The following is a 25704-nucleotide window of genomic DNA, read 5'->3' on the forward strand; positions in this document are numbered from 1 at the left end:
TAGCGAAAGCGAAACCGCTTTGCGCCCCTGCAGGGAGGTCTCTAGGCACTTTCCCTCTTGTTCTGCCTGTTGGCAATGAGGTCGTCGACGACGGTGGGGTCGGCCAGTGTCGAGGTATCGCCCAGCGAGGTGTATTCGTCTTCGGCAATCTTGCGCAGGATGCGGCGCATGATCTTGGCCGAGCGGGTCTTGGGCAGGCCGGGCGCGAACTGGATCTTGTCCGGCGTGGCGATGGCTCCGATCTCCTTGCGCACATGGGCGATCAGTTCCTTGCGCAGCCCTTCGCTCGGCGTCTCGCCTTCGGCCAGCGTGACGTAGCAATAGATGCCCTGTCCCTTGATGTCGTGCGGATAGCCGACGACTGCCGCCTCAGAGACCTTGTCATGGGCAACCAGCGCCGACTCGACTTCCGCCGTGCCCATGCGATGGCCGGACACGTTGATGACGTCGTCGACGCGGCCGGTAATCCAGTAGTAGTCGTCGCCGTCGCGCCGGCAGCCGTCGCCGGTGAAGTACTTGCCCTTGTAGGTCGAGAAATAGGTCTGAACGAAGCGGTCGTGGTCGCCGAACACGGTGCGCATCATGCCCGGCCAGGGATGCTTGATACACAGGTTGCCGCTGCCCTCGCCCTCGATGACATTGCCGTCGCCATCGACGATCTCCGGCACGATGCCGAAGAAGGGTCGCGTTGCCGAGCCTGCCTTCAAGTCGGTTGCACCGGGCAGCGGGGCGATCAGGATGCCGCCGTTCTCGGTCTGCCACCAGGTGTCGACCACCGGGCACTTCTTCTCGCCGACGACGTTGTAGTACCATTCCCAGGCTTCCGGATTGATCGGCTCGCCGACCGAACCCAGGATGCGCAACGACTTGCGCGACGACGTCTTGACCCACTCGTCGCCCGCGCCGCGCAGCGCCCGGATGGCGGTCGGCGCGGTGTAGAAGATATTGACCTTGTGCTTGTCGACGACTTCCCAGAAGCGCGACGGCGTCGGATAGTTCGGCACGCCCTCGAACATCAGCGTCGTCGCGCCGTTGGCGAGCGGGCCGTAGAGGATGTAGGAGTGGCCCGTCACCCAGCCGACGTCAGCGGTGCACCAGTAGACGTCGCCATCGTGGTAGTCGAAGATGTACTGGTGGGTCATCGACACGTAGACGAGGTAGCCGCCGGTGGTGTGCAGCACACCCTTCGGCTTGCCGGTCGAGCCTGACGTGTAGAGGATGAACAACGGGTCTTCCGCCTTCATCTTCTCGGGCTTGCAGTCGGGCTTCACAGAAGCCGCTTCCTGGTGCAGCCAGACGTCGCGGCCTTCGGTCCAGTCGATCTTGCCGCCGGTGCGGTGCACCACGACGACCTTGTCGACCTTGATGCCTTCCTTGGCGGCGATCTCGATGGCCTTGTCGGTATTGTCCTTCAAGGGGATATGCTTGCCGGCGCGCAGGCCTTCGTCGGCGGTGATGACGAAGTTCGACTTGCAGTCGACGATGCGCCCTGCAAGCGCGTCGGGCGAGAAGCCGCCGAACACGACGGAATGGATGGCGCCGATGCGGGTGCAGGCGAACATCGCATAGGCCGCCTCCAGGATCATCGGCATGTAGATGGTGACGCGGTCGCCCTTCTTGACGCCGTGCTTCTTCAACACGTTGGCGAAGCGGCAGACATGCTCGTGCAACTCGTTGTAGGTGACCTTCTTCCCGTCATAGGGATTGTCGCCTTCCCAGATGATGGCGACCTGGTTGCCGCGCTTCTTCAGGTGTCGGTCGATGCAGTTGTAGGAGACGTTGGTCAGCCCATCCTCGAACCACTTGATCGAGACCTTGCCGTCGAAGGAGGCGTTCCTGACCTTGGTGTAGGGCTTGAACCAGTCGATGCGCTTGCCGTGCTTGCTCCAGAATTTGTCCGGGTTCTTCACGCTGTCGGCATACCACTTCAAATAGGTGTCGTTGTCGATCAGCGCATTCTTCTTCCAGCCGGGTTGTACACGGTGGACATGAACGTCGGACATTGCCTGCTTTCCTCCCGAAATCTGCTATCTGGGGTTGCGGGACGATGACGAGGGTCTCGCGCCGCGACGATGTGGCATTATTAACAGTTCAGTTCAATCGGCAATATTAGACGTTCGGTTGCATCGCAGTATGTCGCAAGAATCGTACACCGTGCAGCGTCCGGCACGAAATCTCCCAAGCTACCGACTTGACGGCAACAAAACCCGCTGGTCGTGCGTTTCAACGAACGATTAACCATGTGGGCGCACAGTTTGCGCAGGCAGGTACACGTTGTGAGGCAACCATGCGTGACCAAGGCGAACTGGAACTGATGCTGAAGGGCTACGGGCTGACGACGGCAAAGATCCTCTACCACTTTCCCGATCACCCCCATTTGTTGCAAACCTTCATATGGCAGGACTACGATATCGCGCCGAAGTTTCCGGTGCTGGTGAAGTTTATCGAGTTCTGGAAAGCAAAGCTCGAAGGGCCGCTACACTCGGTGAGCTATACGCATAAGGCGCTGATTGGCCCGAACGAGTGGCGAAAGGTGGACGGCGAGTTTTTGCTGCACTGACGGCAAGACATTCCGCAGGCATTTTCGCAGGACATCAGCACGAGCCGGAATGCCGGCGCCTGGGCGCGGGTAGCTGATACTGTCTTTTTCGGCTGCCTTCCTGCTGGCACAACCATTGATGTGCGTTGCGTCACTCTGGGTCGATTGCCAAGGCGGATCGCAAGGGTTATGGCTCGACCAGAATTCGCTGAACCCCTTGGTTCGCGAAAGAAGGAGAAAGCCATGAAAAACAAGCTTTTAGCCGGCGTTGCGATGATCGCATCGCTCGCTTTTGCAACCGTTGCGCAGGCTGATATCGTCATCGGCCTTGTCGCCCCTCTCACCGGCCCTGTCGCGGCATACGGCGACCAGGTCAAGAACGGCGCACAGGCTGCCGTGGATACCATCAACGCGAAAGGCGGCATCCTTGGCGAGCAAGTCGTGCTGAAGCTCGCCGATGATGCCGGCGATCCCAAGCAGGGCGTTTCCGCTGCCAACTTGCTTGTTGGCGACGGCGTGCACTACGTCGTCGGTCCGGTCACCTCCGGCGTTGCCATCCCGGCATCGGACGTATTTGCCGAGAACGGCATCCTGATGGTGACACCGACCGCCACGGCGCCGGATCTTACTGCGCGTGGCCTCACCAACGTGCTGCGCACCTGCGGCCGCGATGACCAGCAGGCCGAGGTTGCCGCCGCCTATGTGCTCAAGAACCTAAAGGACAAGCGCATTGCCGTGATCCATGACAAGGCTACCTACGGCAAAGGTCTCGCCGATGCCTTCAAAGCGGCCATCAATGCAGGCGGCGTTACCGAGGTTGCCTACAATTCGCTCAACCCGGGCGAGAAGGATCTCTCGGCGCTGGTCACGCGTCTCAAGGCCGACAATGTCGAGGTGATCTATTTCGGCGGCTATCACCCCGAGGGTGGCCTGCTTGCCCGCCAGCTTGCCGATGCAGGCGTCAAGGCAACCATCATCGGCGGCGAGGGCCTGTCCAACACGGAGTTCTGGGCGATCGGCAATGAAGCGGCTGCCGGCACAATCTTCACCAACGCATCCGATGCGCTGAAGAACGCGGATTCTGCCGATGCCGTGGCGGTCCTGAAGGACAAGGGTATTCCGCCGGAGGCCTTCACGCTCAACGCCTACGCTGCCGTCGAGGTCATCAAGGCGGGCATTGAGAAGGCCGGCAAGGCCGACGATACTGCTGCCGTTGCGACCGCGCTGAAGTCGGGTGAGCCGATTGCGACTGCCATCGGCAAGCTGACCTACGGCGAGAACGGCGATCTCACCTCGCCGAGCTTCTCGCTGTTCAAGTGGGAAGGCGGCAAGATCGTTTCGGCGGAGTAAGCCTACCGCAAACTTGTAGAAAAGGCCGGGGCGTCTCGCTCCGGCCTTTTCTTTTGCGCGGCAGGATTTTGCTGCTAGCGACTGCCGAAGATCGCCGAGCCGACACGCACGCTGGTGGCGCCAAAGGCGATCGCCAGTTCATAGTCACCCGACATGCCCATCGAAAGCTTGCCGACATCCGCTTCGCGCGCCAGCTTTTCCAACAGGGCGAAGTGGGGACCGGGATTTTCGTCGGCCGGCGGAATGCACATCAGCCCCTCGATGGCGAGGCCATGGGTGTCACGGCAACGCTGGACGAAACCGACCGCCTCTGTCGGTTCTATGCCGGCCTTTTGAGGCTCCGAACCCGTATTGACCTGGACGTAGAGCTTGAGCGTGCGGCTCTGCCTGGCCATTTCCTTGGCCAGTTCGGCAGCGATCTTTTCGCGGTCGACTGTTTCGATAACGTCGAACAGGGCAACCGCCTCCTTTGCCTTGTTGGATTGGAGTGGGCCGATCAAGTGCAGCTCAATACCGGGAAAATTGCCTTTGAGGGCAGGCCACTTGCCCTGCGCTTCCTGTACGCGATTTTCGCCGAATACGCGCTGGCCGGCTTCGATCACAGGGCGAATCGTTTCGGCATCGAAGGTCTTGGATACGGCGACCAACGTAGCGGAGCCGGCCGTGCGGTCGGCTTGGCGTTCTGCGTCCGCAATCTTGGCTTTGACCAGCGCAAGTTGTTCGACCGCATTGCCCATATCATGTTCCTGTCGTTCCGAATGTGCCGTTTTTACCCCGGCGGTGCACCATATGGTTGACGGGTTCCGCAAACCGTGGTGAAGACCGGGGCCATGTTCCCGCAACCGGCGCAAGCCGCGCTGCTTTCCGCATGCTTTTAAAAGAAAACCCGGTCATGGCAACCGAACGATACAATCCGCGCGCGTCCGAACCCAAATGGCAGAAGGCCTGGGATGCGGAGAAACTGTTCGAAACGAAGAACGAGGACCCGCGTCCGAAATACTATGTGCTTGAGATGTTTCCCTATCCTTCGGGGCGCATCCATATGGGCCATGTCCGCAACTACACGATGGGCGACGTGGTTGCGCGCTATCATCGTGCCAAGGGCAAGAACGTGCTGCATCCCATGGGGTGGGATGCGTTTGGCCTGCCGGCTGAAAACGCTGCGCGTGACAACAAGGTAAATCCGCGCGACTGGACCTACTCCAACATCAAGACGATGAAGGGCCAGTTGAAGACGATGGGGCTGTCGCTCGACTGGGCGCGCGAGTTCGCGACCTGCGACCCGAGCTACTATCGCCATCAGCAGAAGATGTTCCTCGACTTCTGGAAGGCCGGTCTGGTCGAGCGCAGGTCGGCGAAGGTCAACTGGGACCCGGTCGACATGACGGTGCTTGCCAATGAGCAGGTCATCGATGGCAAGGGCTGGCGTTCCGGTGCTCCGGTCGAGCAGCGCGACCTGACGCAGTGGTTCTTCAAAATCACCTCGATGTCGCAGGATTTGCTGGACGGGCTCGATACGCTGGAGCGCTGGCCGGAAAAGGTCCGCGTCATGCAGCAGAACTGGATCGGCCGCTCCGAGGGCCTTTTGGTGCGCTGGCCGCTGGCCAAGGGAACTGCGCCGGCGGGAGAGAGCGAGCTCGAAGTCTATACGACGCGGCCCGACACCATTTTCGGCGCTTCGTTCATGGCAATCGCAGCCGACCATCCGCTGGCGAGGAAGGTGGCCGAGGCGAATCCGAAGCTGGCCGCTTTCATCGACGAGGTCCACCACATGGGCACCTCCGTCGCGACCCTTGAGACGGCGGAGAAGAAGGGCTTCGACACTGGCGTTCGCGTGGTGCACCCGTTCGATGCGAACTGGACGCTGCCGGTTTATGTCGCCAATTTCGTTCTGATGGACTACGGCACCGGTGCGATTTTCGGCTGCCCGGCGCACGATCAGCGCGACCTCGACTTCGCCAACAAGTACGGCCTGCCGGTGGTGCCGGTGGTGAAGCCCGAGGGCGTTGATGCAGCCTCTTTCCTGATCACGGAAGAAGCCTATTCCGACGACGGCAAGATGATCAATTCGCGTTTCCTCGACGGCATGAGCCCTGAACAGGCTTTCAACGAGGTGGCGACGAGACTTTCCGGCACCACCATCGGCAACCGGCCGCAGGCCGAGCGCAAGGTGCAGTTCCGCCTGCGCGACTGGCTGATCTCGCGCCAGCGCTATTGGGGCTGCCCAATTCCCGTAGTGCATTGCGACGATTGCGGCGCGGTGCCTGTTCCAACCGAGCAGCTGCCCGTGGAACTGCCGTCAGAGGTGACTTTCGACAAGCCGGGCAATCCACTCGACCACCATCCGACGTGGAAGCACGTCGATTGCCCGAAATGCGGCAAGAAGGCCCGGCGCGACACGGACACGATGGATACGTTTGTCGATTCATCGTGGTATTTCGCGCGCTTCACGGATCCGTGGAACGAGGCTGCGCCGACGACGCTTTCCTATGTCGACGGCAAGGGCGGCTGGCTGCCGGTCAACCAGTATATCGGCGGTATCGAGCACGCGATCCTGCACCTGCTCTATTCGCGCTTCTTCACGCGCGCCATGAAGGCAACGGGCCACGTCAATGCGGTCGAGGAGCCGTTCGAGGGCCTGTTTACGCAAGGCATGGTGGTGCACGAGACCTACAGAGGACCGCAGGGCTGGGTTATGCCTGCCGAGGTCAAGGTCGAGGAGGCCGATGGCGCGCGCAAGGCGACGCTTCTGGCCGATGGCACGCCAGTCGAGATCGGGTCGATCGAGAAAATGTCGAAGTCGAAGAAGAACGTGGTCGACCCGGACGACATCATCGCGAGCTACGGGGCCGACACGGCGCGCTGGTTCATGCTGTCGGATTCGCCGCCTGAAAGGGATGTGATCTGGACCGAGGCTGGCGTCGAAGGCGCGCATCGTTTCGTGCAGCGTATCTGGCGATTGGTGGCGGATGCGGCACCAGCCTTGCGGGACGTGGCACCCAAGGCCGGCACCGAGGGGGATGCCGCGACCGTTTCGCGCGCTGCCCACAAGATCCTGAAGGCGGTGGGCGAAGACATCGAGCGGCTGCATTTCAACAAGGCGGTTGCCCGCCTTTATGAGCTCGCCAATGTGCTGTCGCCGCAGGTTGCCGTCGTCAATGACGGTGGCGGGGAGCGTGCAGGCGCGGTGCGGCAGGCGCTCGAGTTTCTCATCATCATGATCGCACCGATGATGCCGCACCTGGCTGAGGAATCCTGGCAGGCGTTGGGCGGCAAGGGACTGGTTGCGGCAGCGCGCTGGCCTGCCTTCGATCCGGCGCTTGTCGTCGACAACGAGGTCGTTTTGCCGGTGCAGGTCAACGGAAAGAAACGCGGCGATTTGACAATTGCCCGCGACGCGGATCAAGCTGCGGTCGAAAAGGCGGCACTGGCTCTCGACTTCGTTCAGAAGGCGCTCGAGGGCAAGACGCCGCGCAAAGTCATCGTCGTGCCCCAGAGGATCGTCAATGTCGTTGCATGAAGACAGCAAGCCCGCTGTGACGCCCCGTTTGCGCCCGGTCATGCTCGCTGGCGTGTTCCTTTGCGCAGCGCTTGCCTCGGCTTGCACGGTGCGCCCGCTCTATTCCAACGCGCCGCTTTCGGCGGGTAGCACGGTGGGTGCGACCGAGGAAATGGCGTCGATCGCCGTCAAGCCGGTCAAGACGCGCTACGCGCAGCAGGTTCGCAACAATCTCATCTTCGGCTTGACGCGCGGCGCCGGCGAGCCTGCCACGCCGGCCTATTCGCTCGATCTCGATGTCAGCGAGCTGGTCCAGTCGGCTGCGACGATCCAGGTCACGACGGATCAGGACGAGCCGACCGCAGGAACTGTGACGCTGACGGCGGCCTACAAGCTTGTCGAGGCAGGCACCGGCAAGGTCGTCAGCACCGGCGAGCGCTCGATTTCATCTTCCTTCGACAAGCCGAAGCAGGAGTTCGCCTCCTATCGGGCGCAGATCGACGCCGAGAACAGGGCAGCGCGGGAACTGGCCGAGCTGCTGCGCCTGGCAATCGGGCAGGATCTGGCGAAGCGCAGCTAGCGCTTCGCCGTTCCAGGTCAGCCGATTTTCTGGCCTGTTTTTGCCCAGTCGGCGAGGAAGGCTTCGAGACCCTTGTCGGTGAGCGGATGCTTGACCAGGGCACGCAGCGTGGCCGGTGGCACGGTGGCGACGTCGGCGCCGATCAATGCCGCATCCTTGACATGGTTGATGGTGCGCACCGAGGCGACCAGGATCTCGGTGGCGAAATCGTAGTTGTCATAGATCTGGCGGATCTCGGAGATCAGGTCCATGCCCTCGATGCCGGTGTCGTCCAGACGCCCGACGAAGGGCGAGATGAACGAAGCGCCGGCCTTGGCGGCGAGCAGCGCCTGGGTGGCCGAAAAGCACAGCGTGACATTGACCATGCGGCCTTCCGAACGGATCGCCTTGCAGGCTTTCAGTCCGTCGAAGGTGAGCGGCACCTTGATGGCGACGTTGTCGGCGATCCTGGCCAGCACCTTGGCCTCAGTCATCATGCCGGCATAGTCGGTGGCGGTGACNCTTGATGGCGACGTTGTCGGCGATCCTGGCCAGCACCTTGGCCTCAGTCATCATGCCGGCATAGTCGGTGGCGGTGACTTCGGCGGAGACCGGACCGGCAACGATGTCGCAGATCTGGCGGGTCACCTCGTCGATCTTGCCGCCCGACTTAAGGATCAAAGAGGGATTGGTGGTGACGCCGTCGACAAGGCCGAGCTCGTTCAGCTCGCGGATTTCCTTGATGTCGGCGGTATCGACGAAGAATTTCATGTCAGTCTCCTTGGAATTCTTGCGCGAGGGAAGAGCGCACCCGGCGTTGGCCTTTGCTCTAGACCAAAGTCGGGGCAAGGTCACGCTTGATGAGTAAAGATTCGCCCTTTCGCACGGCGGCGCCGGTGCTGGTGCCGATGCCGGCAGAACGCCCCTACACCTATGCGGTTCCCGATGGAATGCAGGTGGTGCCGGGCTCGATCGTGCGCGTGCCGCTCGGACCGCGGCAGGTTGCAGGGATCGTCTGGGATGGCGCGGTCGAGAATGTCGATTCGAAAAAGTTGCGGCCTATCGAACAGGTCTTCGATTGTCCGCCCATCGATCATTGCGCACGCCGCTTCGTCGACTGGGTTTCCCAATACACGCTTTCTCCTCCCGGCATGGTCGCGCGCATGTTGTTGCGCGCGCCCGAAGCCTTCGATCCCGAACCGTGGATCGAGGGGCTACGGCGTACCATGGCGGAGCCGGACCGACTGACCGCTGCGCGATCCCGCGTTTTAGAAACGGCGTCGGACGGCCTTGCCTGGACACGTTCCGGACTGGCGCATGCGGCAGGGGTGTCATCAACCGTCATCGACGGCCTGAAGGCGCAGGGCGTGTTCGAGCCGGTGAAGATCCCGCCACGCCCGGTGGTTGCTGCGCCCGATACCACCTATGCCGCGCCCGACCTGATGCCAGACCAGCGCGACGCCGCCGAGATCTTGCGCGCCGGTGTCGTTGCTGGCGGTTTCGGCGTCACGCTGCTCGATGGCGTGACGGGCTCGGGAAAGACGGAGGTCTATTTCGAAGCCGTGGCAGCCGCGCTCGACAAGGGCCAACAGGTGTTGATCCTGCTGCCTGAAATAGCACTTACCCATGCGTTTCTTGAGCGCTTCCAGAACCGGTTCGGCGCAAAGCCAGCGGAATGGCATTCGGATTTGCCGCCACGCATGCGCGAGCGCGTCTGGCGGCAGGTGGCGGAAGGAACGGTGCGGGTCGTCGCTGGCGCCCGTTCGGCGCTCTTCCTGCCGTTCAAGGAACTCGGCCTGATCGTTGTCGACGAGGAGCACGATCCCGCCTACAAGCAGGAAGATCGCGTATTTTACAATGCGCGCGACATGGCAGTGGTACGTGGCCACATCGGCAGCTTCCCGGTCGTGCTTGCGTCAGCGACGCCGTCGGTCGAAAGCCGCGTCAACGCCATGCAGGGCCGCTACAAGCGCGCCGTTTTGTCGTCGCGCTTTGCCGATGCGGCACTTCCCGATCTCAAGGCAATCGACATGCGCCGTTCGCCTCCGCAGCGTGGCGGGTTCCTGTCGCCGGTGTTGCTTTCCCATATCCGGCAGGGATTGGAGAAGCAGGAACAGTCGTTGCTGTTCCTCAACAGGCGCGGTTATGCGCCGCTTACGCTGTGTCGTGTCTGCGGCCATCGTTTTGGTTGCCCGGTCTGCTCGTCGTGGCTGGTCGAGCATCGCTTTCGCGGCCAGCTCGTCTGCCACCATTGCGGCCATGCAGAGAAGCGGCCGGAGGCTTGCCCAGAATGCGGAACTTTCGATCATCTGGTCGCTTGCGGGCCGGGCGTCGAGCGTATCGCCGAAGAATTGGTCACGCATTTCCCCGACGCACGCACGATCGTGCTTTCCTCCGACATCATGGGCGGAGTGCGGCGGCTGAGACTGGAACTCGAGGCCATCGCCAACGGCGAAGCTGACATCGTCATCGGTACGCAACTTGTCGCCAAGGGCCACAATTTCCCCAACATGACGCTGGTCGGCGTAGTCGATGCGGACCTGGGGCTTGCAAATGGCGATCCGCGTGCGGCCGAGCGCACTTTTCAACTGTTGTCACAGGTGACGGGTCGGGCAGGGCGTACAGGCAAGAAAAGCCTTGGCCTTTTGCAGACCTACCAGCCGGACCATCCGGTGATGCAGGCGATCGTGTCGGGCGATGCGGAAAGCTTTTATCTGCGCGAGATCGCCGAGCGTGAGCGCGCCGCCTTGCCGCCGTTCGGACGATTGGCCGGCATCATCATCAGTGCCGCGACGCGCGCCGAAGCGGAATCGCACGCACGAGGGCTGCGCCGTGTGGTTGCTGAGAACGCTGAAATTCATGTGCTGGGACCGGCGGAGGCACCGCTGGCGCTGGTGGGTGGACGGCATCGGTTCCGGCTGCTTGTGCATGGCGAACGGCGCTCGGACATGCAGACTTTCATCCGAGAACTGCTTGCGGCAGGGCCGAAACGGCGCGGCTCAGTCCGCGTACAGGTCGATATCGACCCACAAAGCTTTTTGTGAGGTGAGGATAGGTGGCCTTCGCCTCACCGTACTAGCGGCGTAGCGTCCTCGAGATCAGGTAAAAGTGCAGAGCATGCACGCCGACAAAGCAGCCGGATATTGCTGTCACGGTCACAAAGCTGGCTTTGGAGCCCAAGGCGCCGGATGCGGACAAAGTCATGCCGATATAGGCGAGGGTGACGGTTGCCAGGATCGGCGTAAACATAAGCGCAATACGGCGCGAAGCCGACCAGTTGACCTTGCCGGTCAGGGACCATTGCATTGGCAGGCGTTCAAGCATGCTGAACTGCCTGTTTGCCCAAAGGGACATGCCGCCGAGCACGGCTATCAAACAAACGAAAATTGCAACCTCGAACATTGTCACCCGTCATTTTTAGCAGGCAGGCACCCGCAACCTCATCTACGCAGGATGACGACAGTGCCTTTGGGTTCAGATAATCTTAACGACGATTCGGTTGGAGGGGTAGGGATGGAGTTTTCGTTTCCGTGGCCAATGAGCCAAGGCGAATGGTTGGCATGGTCGAGCGCGATAGTAACGACCGCACTCGGACTTTTCCTTTTCCTGGCACCCGGCCTTGCATTCAGGGTGCTGCGCCTGCAGCCGCACCCCGACAAGCCGGAAGCCGTTACCGAAGGGCGCAGCCGCATCGCCGGCTTCTATCTCGGCCTTGGTTTATGCGCGATTTTGCTGGCGCAACCGCTGCTTTACATGGCGCTCGGCTTTTCCTGGCTGTTCACGGCTTTCGGGCGAATTCTCGGCATGATGACGGATGGAGCCAACACGCCCTACAACTGGGTAGCGTTGATTGTGGATCTCGCGCTGGCTTTGTTTCCGCTTGCGTTCGCCTTCGGCTTTCTGCCCTGAATCCGCCGCCTGTGACGGGTGCTGATCGCCAGATGCGACAATAGTGCCAGAAATCCTTGCCCGTCTGTGATTGCGGTCTGAAAAGGCCTGTGCTAGACGGCAATCGACTTTCAGCCGGGGGAAGCGAAAGCCGTTCCCTTGGGCTTTAGAAAACCTAAGTAAGGTCAAAGATTTAGCCAGAGTTTTTGCTCGCGCCAACAATCTGCGGCCTGTCAGACAAGAGAAAAGACGGACCGTGGCTCAGTCGTCCTCGCCAATCTCGGGTGTTGCAGAACGTTACGCAGGCTCTCTTTTCGAGCTCGCGCTTCAGGAAAATTCGGTTGCCAAGGTCGAGGCTGCCCTGACGAGTTTCGAGGCGATGCTCGCAGGAAGTGCCGATCTCAAGCGGCTCATCGAGAGTCCCGTATTTGCCGCCGAGGATCAAGAGCGCGCCATCTCCGCAATCGTGGACAAGGCCAAGATAACCGGTCTTGCCGGCAATTTCCTGCGTGTCGTTGCGCGCAACCGCCGGTTGTTTGCAATTCCCGGCATGATCAAGGCTTTCCGCAAGATCGCTGCGGAGCACCGTGGCGAGGCTTCCGCTGAAGTCACGTCGGCGCATGTTTTGAGTGCGGCCCAGCAGGCCGAACTTAAAACCGCTCTGAAAAGCGTCGCCGGCAAGGATGTGACCTTCAACGTCACGGTCGATCCCTCGCTGCTCGGGGGCCTCATCGTCAAAATGGGCTCGCGCCAGATCGATACGTCGCTTAAAACCAAACTCAATTCGCTCAAGCTTGCACTTAAAGAGGTCGGCTGATGGACATCCGCGCCGCGGAAATCTCCGCAATTCTGAAAGACCAGATCAAGAATTTCGGCAAGGAAGCCGAAGTTTCCGAAGTCGGCCAGGTTCTGTCGGTCGGTGACGGCATTGCCCGTGTTTACGGCCTCGACAACGTCCAGGCCGGCGAAATGGTCGAATTCCCCGGCGGGATTCGCGGCATGGCGCTTAACCTTGAGGCCGACAACGTCGGTGTCGTTATCTTCGGTAACGACCGCGACATCAAGGAAGGCGACACTGTCAAGCGTACCGGTGCGATCGTCGACGTCCCGGTTGGTCCCGAACTGCTCGGCCGCGTTGTTGACGCGCTCGGCAATCCGATCGACGGCAAGGGCCCGATCAAGGCCAAGGAACGTCGCCGCGTCGACGTCAAGGCGCCCGGCATCATTCCGCGCAAGTCGGTGCATGAGCCGATGTCGACCGGCCTCAAGGCAATCGATGCGCTGATCCCGGTTGGTCGCGGCCAGCGCGAACTGGTCATTGGCGACCGCCAGACCGGCAAGACCGCCATCATTCTCGACACCATCCTGAACCAGAAGGCCATCCACGAGAGCGGCCCGGATTCGGAAAAGCTCTACTGCGTTTATGTCGCCGTCGGCCAGAAGCGCTCGACCGTCGCGCAGTTCGTGAAGGTTCTCGAAGAGCGCGGCGCGCTCGACTATTCGATCATCATCGCCGCCACAGCATCTGACCCGGCGCCGCTTCAGTACATCGCGCCGTTTGCCGGCTGCACGATGGGCGAATATTTCCGCGACAATGGCAAGCACGCGCTGATCGCTTATGACGATCTGTCCAAGCAGGCCGTCGCCTATCGCCAGATGTCGTTGCTGCTGCGCCGCCCGCCGGGCCGCGAAGCCTATCCGGGCGACGTTTTCTACCTGCACTCCCGCTTGCTGGAGCGCGCTGCGAAGCTCAACGAGGACAACGGCTCCGGTTCACTGACGGCCTTGCCAATCATCGAAACGCAGGCCAACGATGTGTCGGCCTACATCCCGACCAACGTGATCTCGATCACCGACGGCCAGATCTTCCTGGAAACCAACTTGTTCTTCCAGGGTATCCGCCCGGCCGTGAACGTCGGTCTGTCGGTGTCTCGCGTCGGTTCGTCGGCGCAGATCAAGGCGATGAAGCAGGTTGCCGGCTCGATCAAGGGCGAGCTCGCTCAGTATCGCGAAATGGCGGCCTTCGCGCAGTTCGGCTCCGATCTCGATGCTGCTACACAGCGTTTGCTCAACCGTGGCGCGCGCCTGACCGAGCTGCTCAAGCAGCCGCAGTTCTCGCCACTCAAGACGGAAGAGCAGGTCGCGGTGATCTTCGCGGGCGTCAACGGCTATCTCGACAAGCTCTCCGTAAGCGATGTCGGCAAGTTCGAGCAGGGCCTGCTGGCGCATATGCGTTCGGCTGGCAAGGACGTGCTCGGCGCCATCCGCAAGGAAAAGGCTCTTTCGGACGACCTGCGCGGCAAGCTCAAGGCAGAGATCGACGCTTTCGCCAAGACTTTTGCCTGATTGGGCGCCAGAACAGGGATCGGACGCAGGAACAGAGTTTGAAGCATGGCGTCACTGAAAGACCTTCGTAACCGCATCGCCTCGGTCAAGGCGACGCAGAAGATCACCAAGGCGATGCAGATGGTCGCCGCGGCGAAGCTGCGCCGTGCGCAAGAGGCTGCAGAGGCTGCGCGCCCCTATTCGGAGCGCATGGCTGCGGTTCTGGCCAACATCACCCAGGCTGTTGGTGGTGGCGGTGATGCTCCCGCGCTGATGACCGGCACCGGCAATGACAACGTGCACCTGCTTGTTGTCTGCACCGCCGAGCGCGGCCTGTGCGGCGGGTTCAATTCCCAGATCGCGCGCTTTGCCCGCGATCATGTTCGCAAGCTGCTTGCCGACGGCAAGACAGTAAAGATCATCTGCGTCGGCAAGAAGGGTTTCGATATCCTGCGCCGCGACTACGCTTCGATGATCATCGAGCGCGTCGATCTGCGCGAGGTCAAGACGCTTGGCTTCGTCAACGCCGATGCGATCGCCAAGAAGGTTATTGCCCTGTTCAACGAGGGTGGTTTCGATATCTGCACGCTGTTCTACTCGCAGTTCAAGTCGGTGATCTCGCAGATTCCGACCTCGCAGCAGATCATTCCGGCAGCTGGCGCCTCGACCGGCGAGCAGGCGAATGGCAGCGCGGTCTATGAGTATGAGCCGGAACCTGGCGAAATTCTTTCCGACCTCATCCCGCGCAACATCTCGGTACAGATTTTCCGGGCGCTGCTCGAAAATGCAGCCGGAGAGATGGGTGCCAAGATGAGCGCGATGGACAACGCGACACGTAACGCCGGCGACATGATCAACAAGCTGTCGATCACCTATAACCGGCAGCGTCAGGCGCAGATCACCAAGGAACTCATCGAGATCATTTCGGGCGCCGAGGCGCTCTAGCATGCGTCCGGGAGGCCGGTAGCCTCGACGGAAGCGTGTAAGAAACAAACGGACGAAAAAGGGTAAAGACGATGGCGAAAGCAGCGACCCCCGCAAAGGCGACCGCTAAGAAGGCAGCTCCAGCTAAGGCTGCCGCACCGGCAAAGGCCGCAGCTCCGGCCAAGAAGGCGGCAGCGCCTGCCGCCGCGGCCAAGGCTCCCCGCGTGGCGGCAAAGGCCACTGGCGCCGTCGGCAAGGTTCGCCAGGTCATCGGCGCCGTCGTCGACGTGCAGTTCGAAGATCACCTGCCGGCTATCTTGAACGCCCTGGAGACGCAGAACGTTGGCCATCGCCTGGTTCTGGAGGTTGCCCAGCATCTTGGTGAAAACACCGTGCGCTGCATCGCCATGGACTCTACCGAGGGTCTGGTTCGCGGTCAGTCGGTAACTGATACCGGCGCGCCGATCCAGGTTCCGGTTGGCCCTGGCATGCTCGGCCGCATCATCAACGTCATCGGCGAACCTGTCGATGAAGAAGGCCCGGTCGATGCGATCGAACATCGCGCCATCCACCAGCCGGCTCCGGAATATGTCGACCAGTCGACCGAAGCACAAATCCTCGTCACCGGCATCAAGGTTCTCGACCTGCTCGCGCCCTACGCTCGCGGCGGCAAGATCGGCCTGTTCGGCGGCGCCGGCGTCGGCAAGACGGTTCTCATCCAGGAACTGATCAACAACGTCGCCAAGGCGCACGGCGGCTTCTCGGTGTTCGCCGGCGTCGGCGAGCGCACCCGCGAAGGTAACGACCTCTATCACGAGTTCATCGAATCGGGCGTCAACAAGAAGGGCGGCGGCCAGGGCTCCAAGGCCGCACTCGTGTACGGCCAGATGAATGAGCCGCCGGGAGCGCGTGCGCGCGTCGGCCTCACCGGTCTGACCGTGGCTGAATATTTCCGCGACCAGGGCCAGGACGTGCTGTTCTTCGTCGACAATATCTTCCGCTTCACCCAGGCGGGTTCGGAAGTGTCGGCTCTGCTCGGCCGTATCCCGTCGGCCGTGGGCTACCAGCCGACGCTTGCCACCGACATGGGCGCGCTGCAGGAACGCATCACCACCACCACCAAGGGTTCGATCACCTCGGTGCAGGCCATCTACGTGCCTGCCGACGACTTGACCGACCCGGCGCCTGCGACTTCGTTCGCCCACCTCGACGCGACGACGGTTCTCAACCGCGCCATTTCGGAAAAGGGTATCTACCCGGCCGTCGATCCGCTCGACTCGACCTCGCGCATGCTTGACCCGATGATCGTCGGCGAAGAGCATTATCTGGTTGCTCGTCAGGTGCAGTCGATCCTCCAGCGCTACAAGTCGCTGCAGGACATCATCGCCATCCTGGGCATGGACGAGCTGTCCGAAGAGGACAAGCTCACCGTCGCGCGCGCCCGCAAGGTCGAGCGCTTCCTGTCGCAGCCGTTCTTCGTCGCCGAAGTGTTCACCGGCTCGCCGGGCAAGCTCGTCGACCTCGCCGACACCATCAAGGGCTTCAAGGGCCTCTGCAACGGCGAGTACGACCACCTTCCGGAAGCTGCCTTCTACATGGTCGGCGGCATCGAGGAAGCGGTCGAGAAGGCCCAGCGCCTGGCCGCTGAAGCGGCTTAAGCATCATTGAGATTGCGCGGGCGTCGAGCTCGCGCAGATCGATCCAAACCACTGTGAGACGTCATGGCTGAGAGCTTTCAATTCGAACTGGTTTCGCCGGAGCGCCTGCTTGTTTCGGAACAGGTCGAATCCGTCGTCATTCCCGGTGCGGAAGGTGAGATGACGATAATGGCCAATCACGCACCGGTGATGACCACGATCAAGCCGGGTGTCGTCACCCTGAAGGCCGCGTCGGGCCAGGAAGAGCGCTATGTCGTGTTCGGCGGTTTCGCCGACATCCTCCCCACGGGCTGCACGCTTCTGGCGGAATCTGCAGTGTCCGTGAAAGATCTGGACCGCACCGATATCGCCCGCCGCATCCAGGAAGCGCGTGAAGACGTTGCCGACGCCAAGGATGAGGGTACGCGCACCAAGGCTGAACAGTTCCTGAATCAGCTCACCACGCTGGAAGGCGCTATCCTGCCGGCCTGATCACGCAGGGCTTTCGCTTCGATAAAGAGCCGGGTTTTGCCCGGCTTTTTTATTGACGGTGCCCTGAGCCGCTAGCCTACAAGCAACAGCCAAAAATGAAGAGACCCGCGCCTCCGGTAGGAGACGCGGGCTGTTGCCTGGGCGCTTGCGCGCCGCGGTACTCAGTACTGGGCCGCAGGTCTGCAACCATGCCCGCCCATGGTGAAGAATGATTTAACGAAACGATGGTTCGCCGATAGCGATGTTCGCATTTCGGAGCAGCCCTGGGGGAACGAATTTTGGCTCGTGCGCGCCCGTCAACAAGATGTTCCGGTGTTCGCGATCGAAAATAGATCGACCAGCCTAGATTGCTCACATTTTTCAATAGATGGTTGTTTCTATATTCTAGCCCGCCAGACGTAGGTCCTCCTGCCGATGGATAGCTTTTCTTCGCGAAAGAGAGATGTTTGCGTGCACTGTTCTTGACGGAAGGTGGCGCTCTTTTTGCGCCAGGTTTGTTTGAGTTGGTGTGCGGGTTTTTCACGGGCTGATCTTATCGGCCCATTCAGGAAGATACCTGGCCGGGGGTATGTCGGAACGACATCCCATCGATCCGTCTTTGCGGGCAGTAGGCGTTTACGTGGAACCGGTATCTTGTGCGCGCTTTCGGCTGCATTCCTCGTCATGTTGTTTTGCCTTCCTCCCGCTCAAGCAGCCTCCACCAAATGCCTGCCGGGTTCGCTTCGCGCCGCAATGGCGCACATTTCGCGGACCTATGGTCGAGTGTTGATCATATCAAGCTATCGCCGGGGTGCGATCATTGCGGGAACCAGGAAGCGGTCCAAGCACGCCCGGTGCCAGGCCGTGGATTTCAAGGTGAAAGGAAACCAGCGTGCGGCGGTTCGGTGGCTACAGTCGCAACCTCTCGAAGTCATCACCTATAGCGGGGCCATGCACCATATCCACATCGCCGTCGGCTCCTACAAAGGGCACCACAGGGTTGACGGCCGCGGACGCCGCAAGAGACGCTGACATCAGGTCGATCAGGGATTCGACCTGGCCGATCAAGCCAACTTGAGACGATAGCCGACGCCGGTTTCTGTCAGAATATGCTGTGGTTGTTCAGGATCTGCCTCGATCTTCTGCCGGAGTTGGCGGATGTAGATGCGCAGGTACTGAACGTCGGTTTCGCCTTTCCACACATTGCTCATCAGCATGCGATGGGTCAGCACCTTGCCGGCATGGGCGACCAGAAGGCGCAAAATGTCGTATTCCTTCGGCGAAAGCTTCACTTCGGCATCTTCCACGCGCACGATTCTTCGCACGAGGTCCACGGTCAAGTTGCCACTTTGGAAAATCGGCTGCTCGCCCTGCTGCTGCAGGCGATGCCTGAGCGCGGCACGGACCCGGGCAAAAAGCTCGCCGGTTCCAAACGGTTTGGTCACGTAGTCGTCGGCGCCCAGATCGAGCGCCTCGACTTTGCCTGTCTCATCGGCCCGGCTCGACAGCACCAGGATTGGTATAGTGGAATCACCGGTTCTCAAGGTCCGGATCAGGTCCAGTCCGGAAATGTCGGGCAACCCCAGATCGAGAATGATCAGATCGGGCTGTGATTTTTCGATTTCAGCAAGTGCATGCCTGCCGTCTGGCGCCTCCAGCACCTGAAAGCCTTGCGAGGACAAGCTCGTGCGCAGCAAGCGCCGGATCGCGGGTTCGTCATCGACAACAAGTATGCTCGCAGCGACAACACTCATGAAGCCACGCCTGTCTTTCTGTCCTTGGAAACCGGTAGTCCTATGGTGAAAACCGCCCCACCCCCTTCGCGATTTCCGGCTTCGATCGATCCTCCCATGGCTTCGATGAACCCCCTGCAAATAGCAAGACCCAGACCCGTACCGGCGCGCTGACTGTCGCCCTTGCGGACTCGGTAGAACTTGTCGAAGACCCGATCAAGTTCGTCTGCCGGAATACCTTCTCCCTCATCCAATATCTGCAGACGTACCGGCACCGTCGCGCCAACCTTGAAGGCCAATCGTGGTGCCTGCCGGTGCGTATTTCGCCGCATTGTCGAGCAAGTTGAAAAGCACCTGCTCAAACAACACTTCGTCAAGAGCAAGCATGGGAAGATCATGGGCAATGCTGGTCTCGACATGGTGTCCGGCAAGGATCTTGTCGGCCCGGCGCAGTGCGCTGCCCACCACCTCGCCGATATCGACCAAGCTCGTATTGGGCTCAAGCGCGCCCGATTCCAACCGCGTCATGTCGAGCAGATTGGCGATGAAGCGATTCAACCGTTCCGCTTCTTCCTGGATTGTCGACAGAAGTTCGTTGCGGTCGTCAAGCGCCAGTTCGGGAAGGGTGGCAAGGCTGTCGGCGGCGCCAAGGATCGAGGCAAGGGGCGTGCGCAGATCATGCGAGATTGAGGTCAGCAGTGCGGCGCGCAACTGGTCGTGTTCAGCGGCGCGCGCTGCCCTGTCGACATCATTGGCAAGATTGATCCGTTCAATCGCAATCGCCGCCTGATCTGCCAGCGCATCAAGCAGACGCCGCTCATCGGGCGACAGGATCGGGCCAGCCTTGTCGCTGTCGACACCGATGACGGCAACCGGCCCTCGGCCAGTGCGCATCGGCAGGAACAGCCTTTGCGCGCCAGGCAAGGTATCGGCACCTCGTCCCGTGGGTTTGTTGTTTTCCCAGGACCATTTCGCGGCCGCAAGATCGGCTTCTTCCGCGACATCTTCCGGCGGCCATGCGGATTTCAGTTCCAGCGAGCCGTTTTCCGGCAAGAACAGGACGACACGTACCTTCAACATCGAGGCTACTTGCGAAGAGATGGTCCACATCAGGTCGTCGAGCGAGGCGATGCCGGCCAGCTTGGCGCTGAACCGGTAAAGGTCTTCCGTGGTCTTTGCCCGGTTTCGCGCCACCGTGGCCTGGCTGCGTACGCTGGCGGTGAGATTGCTGGCGATCAGCGCCACCACCAGAAAGAAGAACAGGGCCACCACGTTTTCGGGATCGGCGATGGTGACGCTGTAATAGGGTGGCAGGAAGAAGAAGTTGAAGGCGAAAACGCTGAGCAAACTGGAGTAGAGAGCGGCTTGCAGGCCGAAGGTCACGGCGCTGGCCAGCACGGCGGTCAGGAACACCAAGGCTATGTTCTGAACGTCGAGGATGCGGGCAAGGAGCACGCCACACCCCGAAGCTGCGGCGACCAGACCGGTGGACGCCAGATATGGCCAGTAGTCGAACGATGTGGCGGCTGCTCGCAGGACCACTGCTTTGTTAGGCGAGGCACTGCTGTTTTCACCGGAAATCACATGCACGGAAACGTCGCCGGCGCGCCGCACGATCTCGTAGGTGATCGACCCGAACAGCATTTCGTGCAGGCGCGAGCGCTGGCTCTTGCCGATGACGATATGGCTGAAATTGTTCTTGGCCACGTAGTCGAGGATTTCCCTGGCGAGTTCCCGGCCGGGGATGGTGACCGCCTCGCCCCCGAGCCGCTCGGCAAGCCTCAGCGCATGGGCGATGCGGTCGCGCTCCGGCTCCGTCAGCCTGAGCGCGCGCGGCGTCTCGACATAGAGCGCCGTCCATGGCCCTTGCAGCCGTTCGGCCATGCGGCGACCATAGCGCACCAGTGCAGCCGCCTTCGGATGCTCGTTGACGACGACAAGGACCCGGTCGCCCGCTGCCCAGGGACCCTGTATGGCGTGCGCCTGCATGTGGGTCAGCAATTGCTGGTCGACCCGCTCGGCCGTGCGCCGCAGCGCCAGTTCGCGCAGCGCCGTCAGGTTTCCCGGCGAGAAATAATGTGCCAGCGCCCGCTCCGCCGTCTTCGGAACGTAGACCTTGCCCTCCTTCAGCCGCTGGATCAGGTCAGTGGGGGTGAGGTCGATCACCTCGATCTCGTCGGCGCGGTCGAGGAAGGCGTCCGGCACGGTTTCGCGCACGCGGATTCGGGTGATCTGGGCGACGATGTCGTTCAGGCTTTCCAGATGCTGGATGTTGACGGTGGTGTAGACGTCGATGCCGGCGGCAAGCAGGTCCTCGACATCCATGTAGCGTTTCGGATGCCGGCTGCCGGGCGCATTGCTGTGCGCCAGTTCATCGACGAGGGCAAGTTGCGGCTTGCGGGCGAGCAGGCCGTCGAGATCCATCTCGTCCAGCCGGCGCTCCTTGTAGTCAAGGCGCTTTTTGGGAACGACCTCGAAGCCGGCGACCAGGGCTTCGGTTTCCGCGCGCCCGTGCGTCTCGACCACGCCGATGACGACATCTGCGCCCTCGCGCCTGCGCGCGGCGGCGCTCAGCAGCATCTCGTAGGTCTTGCCGACGCCGGGGGCGGCGCCGAGGAACACCTTGAGATGGCCGCGCGTCTCCCGCGACGCTTCCTTGAGCAGGGCTTCGGGGTCGGGGCGTTTGTCCTGGCCGTTCTGGTCCGGCATCGATTATCCGTTCATTTGCCTCATCCTGAGCCGACGGCAGAGCCAACGTGAACATCGTCGCGGTTCGGCGATTCTGCAAGGCCGGCGCCGCCGGAACGACCTGCCTGTCGGCCCGGTTTCATCCTAGCCCGCCGCGTCGAGCGCCAGATTGAGCGTCAGCACGTTGACCCTTGGCTCGCCAAACAGGCCGAACGAAGGTTGCTCGGCATGCGCCTCGATAATCGCGCGTACGGCATCTTCGGAAAGCCCTCGTGCCTTGGCGACGCGCGGTAGCTGGAACAGTGCTGCCTGAGGCGAGATATGCGGGTCGAGCCCGCTGCCCGATGTGGTGACGAGATCGACCGGCACCGGCGTTCCCGGGTTCTGCGCTGCGAGCACTGCCGCATCAGCCTTCACGCGGTCGATCAGCTTGGCGCTGGTCGGGCCGAAATTGGAGCCGCCGGAGAGGGCGGCGTCGTAGCCGGCGCCTGCCGCCGACGGGCGCGGATGGAAATACTTCTCACCGGTAAAAGCCTGGCCGATCAGCGTGGAACCGACGATACGGCCGTCGCGCTCGACAAGGCTGCCATTGGCCTTTGTCGGGAACACCACCTCCGCGATGCCGGTGACGGCGAGCGGATAGGCCAGGCCGGTGATGACGGTCAACGCAATGATCATGACGAGTGCGGGTCGCAGTTGGGCAAACATTTCCAGGATCCTTCAGGCAAGGCCGATGGCAGTGATGACGACGTCGATCGCCTTGATGCCGACGAACGGGATGATCACGCCGCCGAGACCGTAGACGAGCAGGTTGCGGCGCAGCAGGGCGCCTGCACCGATGGCGCGGTACTTCACGCCCTTCAGTGCTAGCGGGATCAACGCGATGATGATGAGCGCGTTGAAGATGATGGCCGAGAGGATGGCGCTTTCGGGCGATCCCAGCCGCATGACATTCAGCGCCTGGAGTTGCGGGTAGAAGGCGACGAACATCGCCGGGATGATGGCGAAGTATTTCGCAACGTCGTTGGCGATGGAGAAAGTCGTCAGCGAGCCGCGCGTCATCAGCAACTGCTTGCCGATCTCCACCACCTCGATCAGCTTGGTCGGATCGCTGTCGAGATCGACCATGTTGCCGGCCTCGCGCGCGGCCATGGTGCCGGTGTTCATCGCCACGCCGACGTCGGCCTGGGCAAGGGCGGGCGCATCGTTGGTGCCGTCGCCGCACATCGCCACCAGCTTGCCCTTGGCCTGTTCGGCGCGGATAAGCTCGAGCTTGTTTTCGGGCGTCGCCTGGGCAAGGAAATCATCCACCCCGGCCTCCGCCGCGATGGCGGCGGCCGTCATCGGGTTGTCGCCGGTGATCATCACCGTGCGGATGCCCATCTGGCGCAAGGCGGCAAAGCGCTCGCGGATGCCGCCCTTGACGATATCCTTGAGGTGGACGATGCCGAGCAGCTTGCCGTCGCGGGCCACCGCCAGCGGTGTTCCGCCGGATTTGGATACTTCCCCGGCGATCTGCTGAAGCTCGCGCACCGCTTCGGTCGTCACGCCGGGCTTGAGTGCCCTTGCGGTCGCGCCGTGCGTGACCGAAGTGACGTTGGGGCTGCCGACAAAGGCCAGCATTGCGTCCACCGCGCCCTTGCGCACTGCGCTGCCATCGAAATCGACGCCGCTCATGCGCGTCTGGGCACTGAACGGCACGAAGTGGGCGTGCAACTGCCTCATATCGCGGCCGCGAATGCCGTACTTTTCCTTGGCCAGCACCACGATCGAGCGGCCCTCCGGCGTCTCGTCGGCAAGCGAGGACAGTTGCGCGGCATCGGCGAGCTCCCGTTCGCCAACGCCGGAGAGCGGCAGGAACTCGGTCGCCTGCCTGTTGCCAAGCGTGATGGTGCCGGTCTTGTCGAGCAAAAGCGTATCGACGTCACCGGCGGCTTCCACGGCGCGCCCGGACATGGCCAGCACATTGAAGCGCACCAGCCTGTCCATGCCGGCAATGCCGATGGCCGAGAGCAGCGCGCCGATGGTGGTCGGGATCAGGGTCACGAACAGGGCCACCAGGGCGACGATTGGAATGGTGCCGCCGGCATAGGCGGCAAAGCTCGGAATGGTGGCGACGGCCAGCACGAAAATCAGCGTCATGCCGGCAAGCAGGATGTTGAGCGCGATCTCGTTCGGAGTCTTCTGCCTTTGCGCGCCTTCGACCAGTGAAATCATGCGGTCGAGGAAGGTCGAGCCGGCGGCAGCGGTGATGCGCACCTTGATCTGGTCGGACAGCACCTGCGTGCCGCCGGTGACGGCGGAGCGATCGCCGCCCGATTCGCGGATAACGGGGGCCGACTCGCCGGTGATCGCCGCCTCGTTGACCGAGGCGATGCCTTCAATCACCTCGCCGTCTGAAGGGATGATCTCGCCGGCCTCGACCACCACGACGTCGCCGACCTTGAGGCTGGTCGCGGGCACCAGCTCGTAGGTCGATTGGCCGTCGGGCGACAGGCGCTTGGCATCGGTCTGGGTGCGCGTCTTGCGTAGCGAATCGGCCTGGGCCTTGCCGCGCCCCTCGGCCACGGCTTCCGCGAAATTGGCGAAGATGAGCGTGAACCAGAGCCAGACGATGACCTGGAAGGAAAAGCCCAGCCGGTCGCCGCCGATGACCAGATCGCGAAGGAAGATCAGCGTGGTCAGCGCCGCCACGACCTCGACCACGAACATGACCGGGTTGCGGATCTGTGCCATCGGGTGAAGCTTTTTGACGGCCGAACCGATAGCCGGCCAGACGATGCCGGGGTCGAAGATGCTGATGTCTGCGGATTTTGCCATGATCAACTCCTGTGGCAGACCGGTCAGAAGGATTGTCCGGCAAGCATCGCGAAATGCTCGACCACCGGACCGACCGCGAGTGCCGGGAAATAGGTGAGGCCGCCGACGATCAGCACCACGCCGACCAGCAGCCCGATGAACAAACCGCCGTCGGTGGGGAAGGTGCCGATCGAGGCGGGCACGGTCTTCTTCGCCGCCAGCGAACCGGCGATTGCCATGACAGGCACGATGACCAGGAAGCGGCCCATCAGCATGGCGAGCCCGATGGTCACGTTGTACCAGGGCGTGTTCGCGGAAAGCCCTGCGAACGCGCTGCCATTGTTGGCGGTGCCGGAGGTATAGGCGTAGAGGATTTCCGAATAGCCGTGCGGGCCGGCATTGGCGAGGGAAGCGAGGCCGGTCGGCAGCACCACCGCGATGGCGGTGAAGCCGAGAATGGCGAGCGGCAGTGAAAGCACGGCCAGCATCGTCATCTTGACCTCTCGGGCCTCGATCTTCTTGCCGAGATATTCGGGCGTGCGGCCGACCATCAGCCCGGCGATGAAGATCGCCAGGATTACGAACAAAAGCATGCCGTAGAGGCCGGCGCCGACGCCGCCGATGATGACTTCGCCAAGCTGCATGTTGACGAGGGGGATAAGCCCGCCAAGCGGCATGAAGCTGTCTATCATGGCATTGACCGCGCCGCAGGACGCGGCCGTGGTGATCACGGTAAACAGCGCCGAGGCGGCGATGCCGAAGCGGACCTCCTTGCCCTCCATGTTGCCGCCATCGATGCCGAGTGCCGCAAAGGCAGGGTTGCCGCCGGCCTCCGCCCAGTAGGTGACGGCGACGCCGGCGAGAAACAGCACCCCCATCGCAGCAAAGATTGCCCAACCCTGGCGCTCATTGCCGACCATGCGTCCGAAGACGTTGGTGAGCGCGGCGCCAATGGCGAAGATCGAGATCATCTCGACCAGGTTGGTCAGCGCAGTCGGGTTCTCGAAGGGATGAGCGGAATTGGCGTTGAAGAAGCCGCCGCCATTGGTGCCGAGCATCTTGATGGCAAGCTGGGATGCTGTCGGGCCGACCGCGATCGTCTGCTTTGCCCCTTCGACGGTCGTTGCCTCGACATAGGAACCCAGCGTCTGGACAACACCCTGGCTGACGTAGAACAGCGCCCACAGGATAGATGTCCGTAGTCAGGGATTTTGGGACCAACTGGCATCGTGAGCTAACGGAGGCTCTGGTCCATCAGGGTTGTCATATTAGGCTGCCGCATCTCGATGAAG

19 protein-coding genes and 3 pseudogenes are annotated in these 25704 nt (G+C 61.8%); 12 read left to right on the forward strand and 10 right to left on the reverse strand.

Going from position 1 to position 25704, the window contains the following annotated elements; translation table 11 throughout:
- Window positions 1–41: 41 nt before the first annotated feature.
- Window positions 42–2003 carry an acetate--CoA ligase gene (acs, locus tag ASD50_RS10290; protein ID WP_056240100.1) on the reverse strand — a complete coding sequence of 654 codons (1962 nt, stop codon included), beginning with the start codon at window positions 2001–2003 and terminating at the stop codon, window positions 42–44.
- 284 nt (window positions 2004–2287) lie between these two features.
- On the opposite strand from acs, the gene ASD50_RS10295 reads away from it, so the two are divergent.
- The gene (locus ASD50_RS10295) at window positions 2288–2560 is read left to right on the forward strand and encodes an usg protein (RefSeq protein ID WP_056240102.1); all 273 of its coding nucleotides are present in this window, start codon (window positions 2288–2290) and stop codon (window positions 2558–2560) included.
- Between the two features lie 222 nt (window positions 2561–2782).
- Window positions 2783–3889 (forward strand): branched-chain amino acid ABC transporter substrate-binding protein, encoded by a 1107-nt coding sequence (locus tag ASD50_RS10300; RefSeq protein ID WP_056240175.1) that lies wholly within the window; start codon window positions 2783–2785, stop codon window positions 3887–3889.
- Between the two features lie 74 nt (window positions 3890–3963).
- On the opposite strand, the gene ASD50_RS10305 is transcribed toward ASD50_RS10300, so the two are convergent.
- Window positions 3964–4626: a YggS family pyridoxal phosphate-dependent enzyme gene (locus ASD50_RS10305; protein WP_056240105.1), complete on the reverse strand. Its 663-nt coding sequence runs from the start codon at window positions 4624–4626 to the stop codon at window positions 3964–3966.
- Window positions 4627–4781: 155 nt separating this feature from the next.
- On the opposite strand from ASD50_RS10305, the gene leuS reads away from it, so the two are divergent.
- Entirely contained in the window at window positions 4782–7409 is a 2628-nt protein-coding gene (gene leuS, locus ASD50_RS10310; protein WP_056240108.1) for a leucine--tRNA ligase, read from the forward strand.
- Complete coding sequence (gene lptE / locus ASD50_RS10315) at window positions 7396–7968, forward strand: LPS assembly lipoprotein LptE (protein ID WP_056240110.1); 573 nt, start codon at window positions 7396–7398, stop codon at window positions 7966–7968. The genes leuS and lptE overlap by 14 nt, the downstream gene beginning before the upstream one ends.
- A gap of 17 nt (window positions 7969–7985) precedes the next feature.
- On the opposite strand, the gene ASD50_RS10320 is transcribed toward lptE, so the two are convergent.
- Both ASD50_RS10320 and ASD50_RS23035 read right to left on the reverse strand, forming a co-directional pair.
- The coding region (locus tag ASD50_RS10320; RefSeq protein WP_156465012.1) for a transaldolase family protein at window positions 7986–8468 on the reverse strand (483 nt) is incomplete at its 5' end.
- Between the two features lies 1 nt (window position 8469).
- Window positions 8470–8718: pseudogene (locus ASD50_RS23035) on the reverse strand (transaldolase family protein); the annotation flags it as partial.
- An 89-nt stretch (window positions 8719–8807) separates the two neighbouring features.
- Here ASD50_RS23035 and ASD50_RS10325 point away from each other — a divergent pair.
- Window positions 8808–10991, forward strand: a complete 2184-nt coding sequence (locus ASD50_RS10325) for a primosomal protein N' (protein WP_056240115.1) — start codon at window positions 8808–8810, stop codon at window positions 10989–10991.
- Window positions 10992–11022: 31 nt separating this feature from the next.
- On the opposite strand, the gene ASD50_RS10330 is transcribed toward ASD50_RS10325, so the two are convergent.
- Window positions 11023–11271: a hypothetical protein gene (locus ASD50_RS10330; RefSeq protein WP_156465010.1), complete on the reverse strand. Its 249-nt coding sequence runs from the start codon at window positions 11269–11271 to the stop codon at window positions 11023–11025.
- 189 nt (window positions 11272–11460) lie between these two features.
- On the opposite strand from ASD50_RS10330, the gene ASD50_RS10335 reads away from it, so the two are divergent.
- The 7 genes from ASD50_RS10335 to ASD50_RS24250 all read left to right on the forward strand — a co-directional run bounded on the left by ASD50_RS10335 (window position 11461) and on the right by ASD50_RS24250 (window position 18224).
- The gene (locus ASD50_RS10335) at window positions 11461–11856 is read left to right on the forward strand and encodes a DUF4345 family protein (RefSeq protein ID WP_056240121.1); all 396 of its coding nucleotides are present in this window, start codon (window positions 11461–11463) and stop codon (window positions 11854–11856) included.
- A gap of 235 nt (window positions 11857–12091) precedes the next feature.
- Window positions 12092–12652, forward strand: coding sequence for a F0F1 ATP synthase subunit delta (locus ASD50_RS10340; RefSeq protein ID WP_056240125.1), 561 nt, complete (start codon window positions 12092–12094; stop codon window positions 12650–12652).
- On the forward strand, window positions 12652–14181 hold the full coding sequence (gene atpA, locus ASD50_RS10345) for a F0F1 ATP synthase subunit alpha (RefSeq protein ID WP_056240130.1): 1530 nt from the start codon (window positions 12652–12654) through the stop codon (window positions 14179–14181). Before ASD50_RS10340 ends, atpA begins: the two co-directional genes overlap by 1 nt.
- A 45-nt stretch (window positions 14182–14226) precedes the next feature.
- Window positions 14227–15105, forward strand: coding sequence for a F0F1 ATP synthase subunit gamma (locus tag ASD50_RS10350; protein WP_056240133.1), 879 nt, complete (start codon window positions 14227–14229; stop codon window positions 15103–15105).
- 71 nt (window positions 15106–15176) lie between these two features.
- The gene (gene atpD / locus ASD50_RS10355; protein ID WP_056240136.1) at window positions 15177–16742 is read left to right on the forward strand and encodes a F0F1 ATP synthase subunit beta; all 1566 of its coding nucleotides are present in this window, start codon (window positions 15177–15179) and stop codon (window positions 16740–16742) included.
- A 63-nt stretch (window positions 16743–16805) separates the two neighbouring features.
- On the forward strand, window positions 16806–17213 hold the full coding sequence (locus ASD50_RS10360; protein WP_056240140.1) for a F0F1 ATP synthase subunit epsilon: 408 nt from the start codon (window positions 16806–16808) through the stop codon (window positions 17211–17213).
- Window positions 17214–17945: 732 nt separating this feature from the next.
- The gene (locus ASD50_RS24250) at window positions 17946–18224 is read left to right on the forward strand and encodes a D-Ala-D-Ala carboxypeptidase family metallohydrolase (protein ID WP_413813885.1); all 279 of its coding nucleotides are present in this window, start codon (window positions 17946–17948) and stop codon (window positions 18222–18224) included.
- A 32-nt stretch (window positions 18225–18256) separates the two neighbouring features.
- On the opposite strand, the gene ASD50_RS10365 is transcribed toward ASD50_RS24250, so the two are convergent.
- From ASD50_RS10365 to kdpA, 5 genes and pseudogenes are all read right to left on the reverse strand, one after another.
- Window positions 18257–18946 (reverse strand): response regulator, encoded by a 690-nt coding sequence (locus ASD50_RS10365; protein ID WP_056240144.1) that lies wholly within the window; start codon window positions 18944–18946, stop codon window positions 18257–18259.
- Window positions 18943–21634, reverse strand: a pseudogene (locus ASD50_RS10370) (DUF4118 domain-containing protein). The gene ASD50_RS10365 and the pseudogene ASD50_RS10370 overlap by 4 nt, the downstream one beginning before the upstream one ends.
- Before the next feature lie 123 nt (window positions 21635–21757).
- A complete protein-coding gene (gene kdpC / locus ASD50_RS10375) occupies window positions 21758–22321 on the reverse strand; it encodes a potassium-transporting ATPase subunit KdpC (protein ID WP_056240147.1) in 564 nt (187 codons plus the stop codon).
- Between the two features lie 12 nt (window positions 22322–22333).
- Window positions 22334–24433: a potassium-transporting ATPase subunit KdpB gene (kdpB, locus tag ASD50_RS10380; protein WP_056240149.1), complete on the reverse strand. Its 2100-nt coding sequence runs from the start codon at window positions 24431–24433 to the stop codon at window positions 22334–22336.
- A 23-nt stretch (window positions 24434–24456) separates the two neighbouring features.
- Window positions 24457–25596, reverse strand: a pseudogene (kdpA, locus tag ASD50_RS10385) (potassium-transporting ATPase subunit KdpA); the annotation flags it as partial.
- Between the last annotated feature and the right edge of the window lie 108 nt (window positions 25597–25704).

The sequence above is a fragment of the Mesorhizobium sp. Root552 genome (assembly GCF_001427285.1).
Classification (GTDB): domain Bacteria; phylum Pseudomonadota; class Alphaproteobacteria; order Rhizobiales; family Rhizobiaceae; genus Mesorhizobium.

Excerpts from the sequence above, each read along its gene's own strand:
- ASD50_RS10365 (WP_056240144.1), bottom strand. The coding sequence starts at position 18,946 with ATGAGTGTTGTCGCTGCGAGCATACTTGTTGTCGATGACGAACCCGCG.
- ASD50_RS10360 (WP_056240140.1), top strand. The coding sequence starts at position 16,806 with ATGGCTGAGAGCTTTCAATTCGAACTGGTTTCGCCGGAGCGCCTGCTT.
- ASD50_RS10305 (WP_056240105.1), bottom strand. The coding sequence starts at position 4,626 with ATGGGCAATGCGGTCGAACAACTTGCGCTGGTCAAAGCCAAGATTGCG.
- atpA (WP_056240130.1), top strand. The coding sequence starts at position 12,652 with ATGGACATCCGCGCCGCGGAAATCTCCGCAATTCTGAAAGACCAGATC.
- ASD50_RS10330 (WP_156465010.1), bottom strand. The coding sequence starts at position 11,271 with ATGCTTGAACGCCTGCCAATGCAATGGTCCCTGACCGGCAAGGTCAAC.
- ASD50_RS10325 (WP_056240115.1), top strand. The coding sequence starts at position 8,808 with ATGAGTAAAGATTCGCCCTTTCGCACGGCGGCGCCGGTGCTGGTGCCG.
- ASD50_RS10295 (WP_056240102.1), top strand. The coding sequence starts at position 2,288 with ATGCGTGACCAAGGCGAACTGGAACTGATGCTGAAGGGCTACGGGCTG.
- ASD50_RS10300 (WP_056240175.1), top strand. The coding sequence starts at position 2,783 with ATGAAAAACAAGCTTTTAGCCGGCGTTGCGATGATCGCATCGCTCGCT.
- leuS (WP_056240108.1), top strand. The coding sequence starts at position 4,782 with ATGGCAACCGAACGATACAATCCGCGCGCGTCCGAACCCAAATGGCAG.
- ASD50_RS10350 (WP_056240133.1), top strand. The coding sequence starts at position 14,227 with ATGGCGTCACTGAAAGACCTTCGTAACCGCATCGCCTCGGTCAAGGCG.
- kdpB (WP_056240149.1), bottom strand. The coding sequence starts at position 24,433 with ATGGCAAAATCCGCAGACATCAGCATCTTCGACCCCGGCATCGTCTGG.
- kdpC (WP_056240147.1), bottom strand. The coding sequence starts at position 22,321 with ATGTTTGCCCAACTGCGACCCGCACTCGTCATGATCATTGCGTTGACC.
- acs (WP_056240100.1), bottom strand. The coding sequence starts at position 2,003 with ATGTCCGACGTTCATGTCCACCGTGTACAACCCGGCTGGAAGAAGAAT.
- ASD50_RS10335 (WP_056240121.1), top strand. The coding sequence starts at position 11,461 with ATGGAGTTTTCGTTTCCGTGGCCAATGAGCCAAGGCGAATGGTTGGCA.
- atpD (WP_056240136.1), top strand. The coding sequence starts at position 15,177 with ATGGCGAAAGCAGCGACCCCCGCAAAGGCGACCGCTAAGAAGGCAGCT.
- ASD50_RS24250 (WP_413813885.1), top strand. The coding sequence starts at position 17,946 with ATGGCGCACATTTCGCGGACCTATGGTCGAGTGTTGATCATATCAAGC.
- lptE (WP_056240110.1), top strand. The coding sequence starts at position 7,396 with ATGTCGTTGCATGAAGACAGCAAGCCCGCTGTGACGCCCCGTTTGCGC.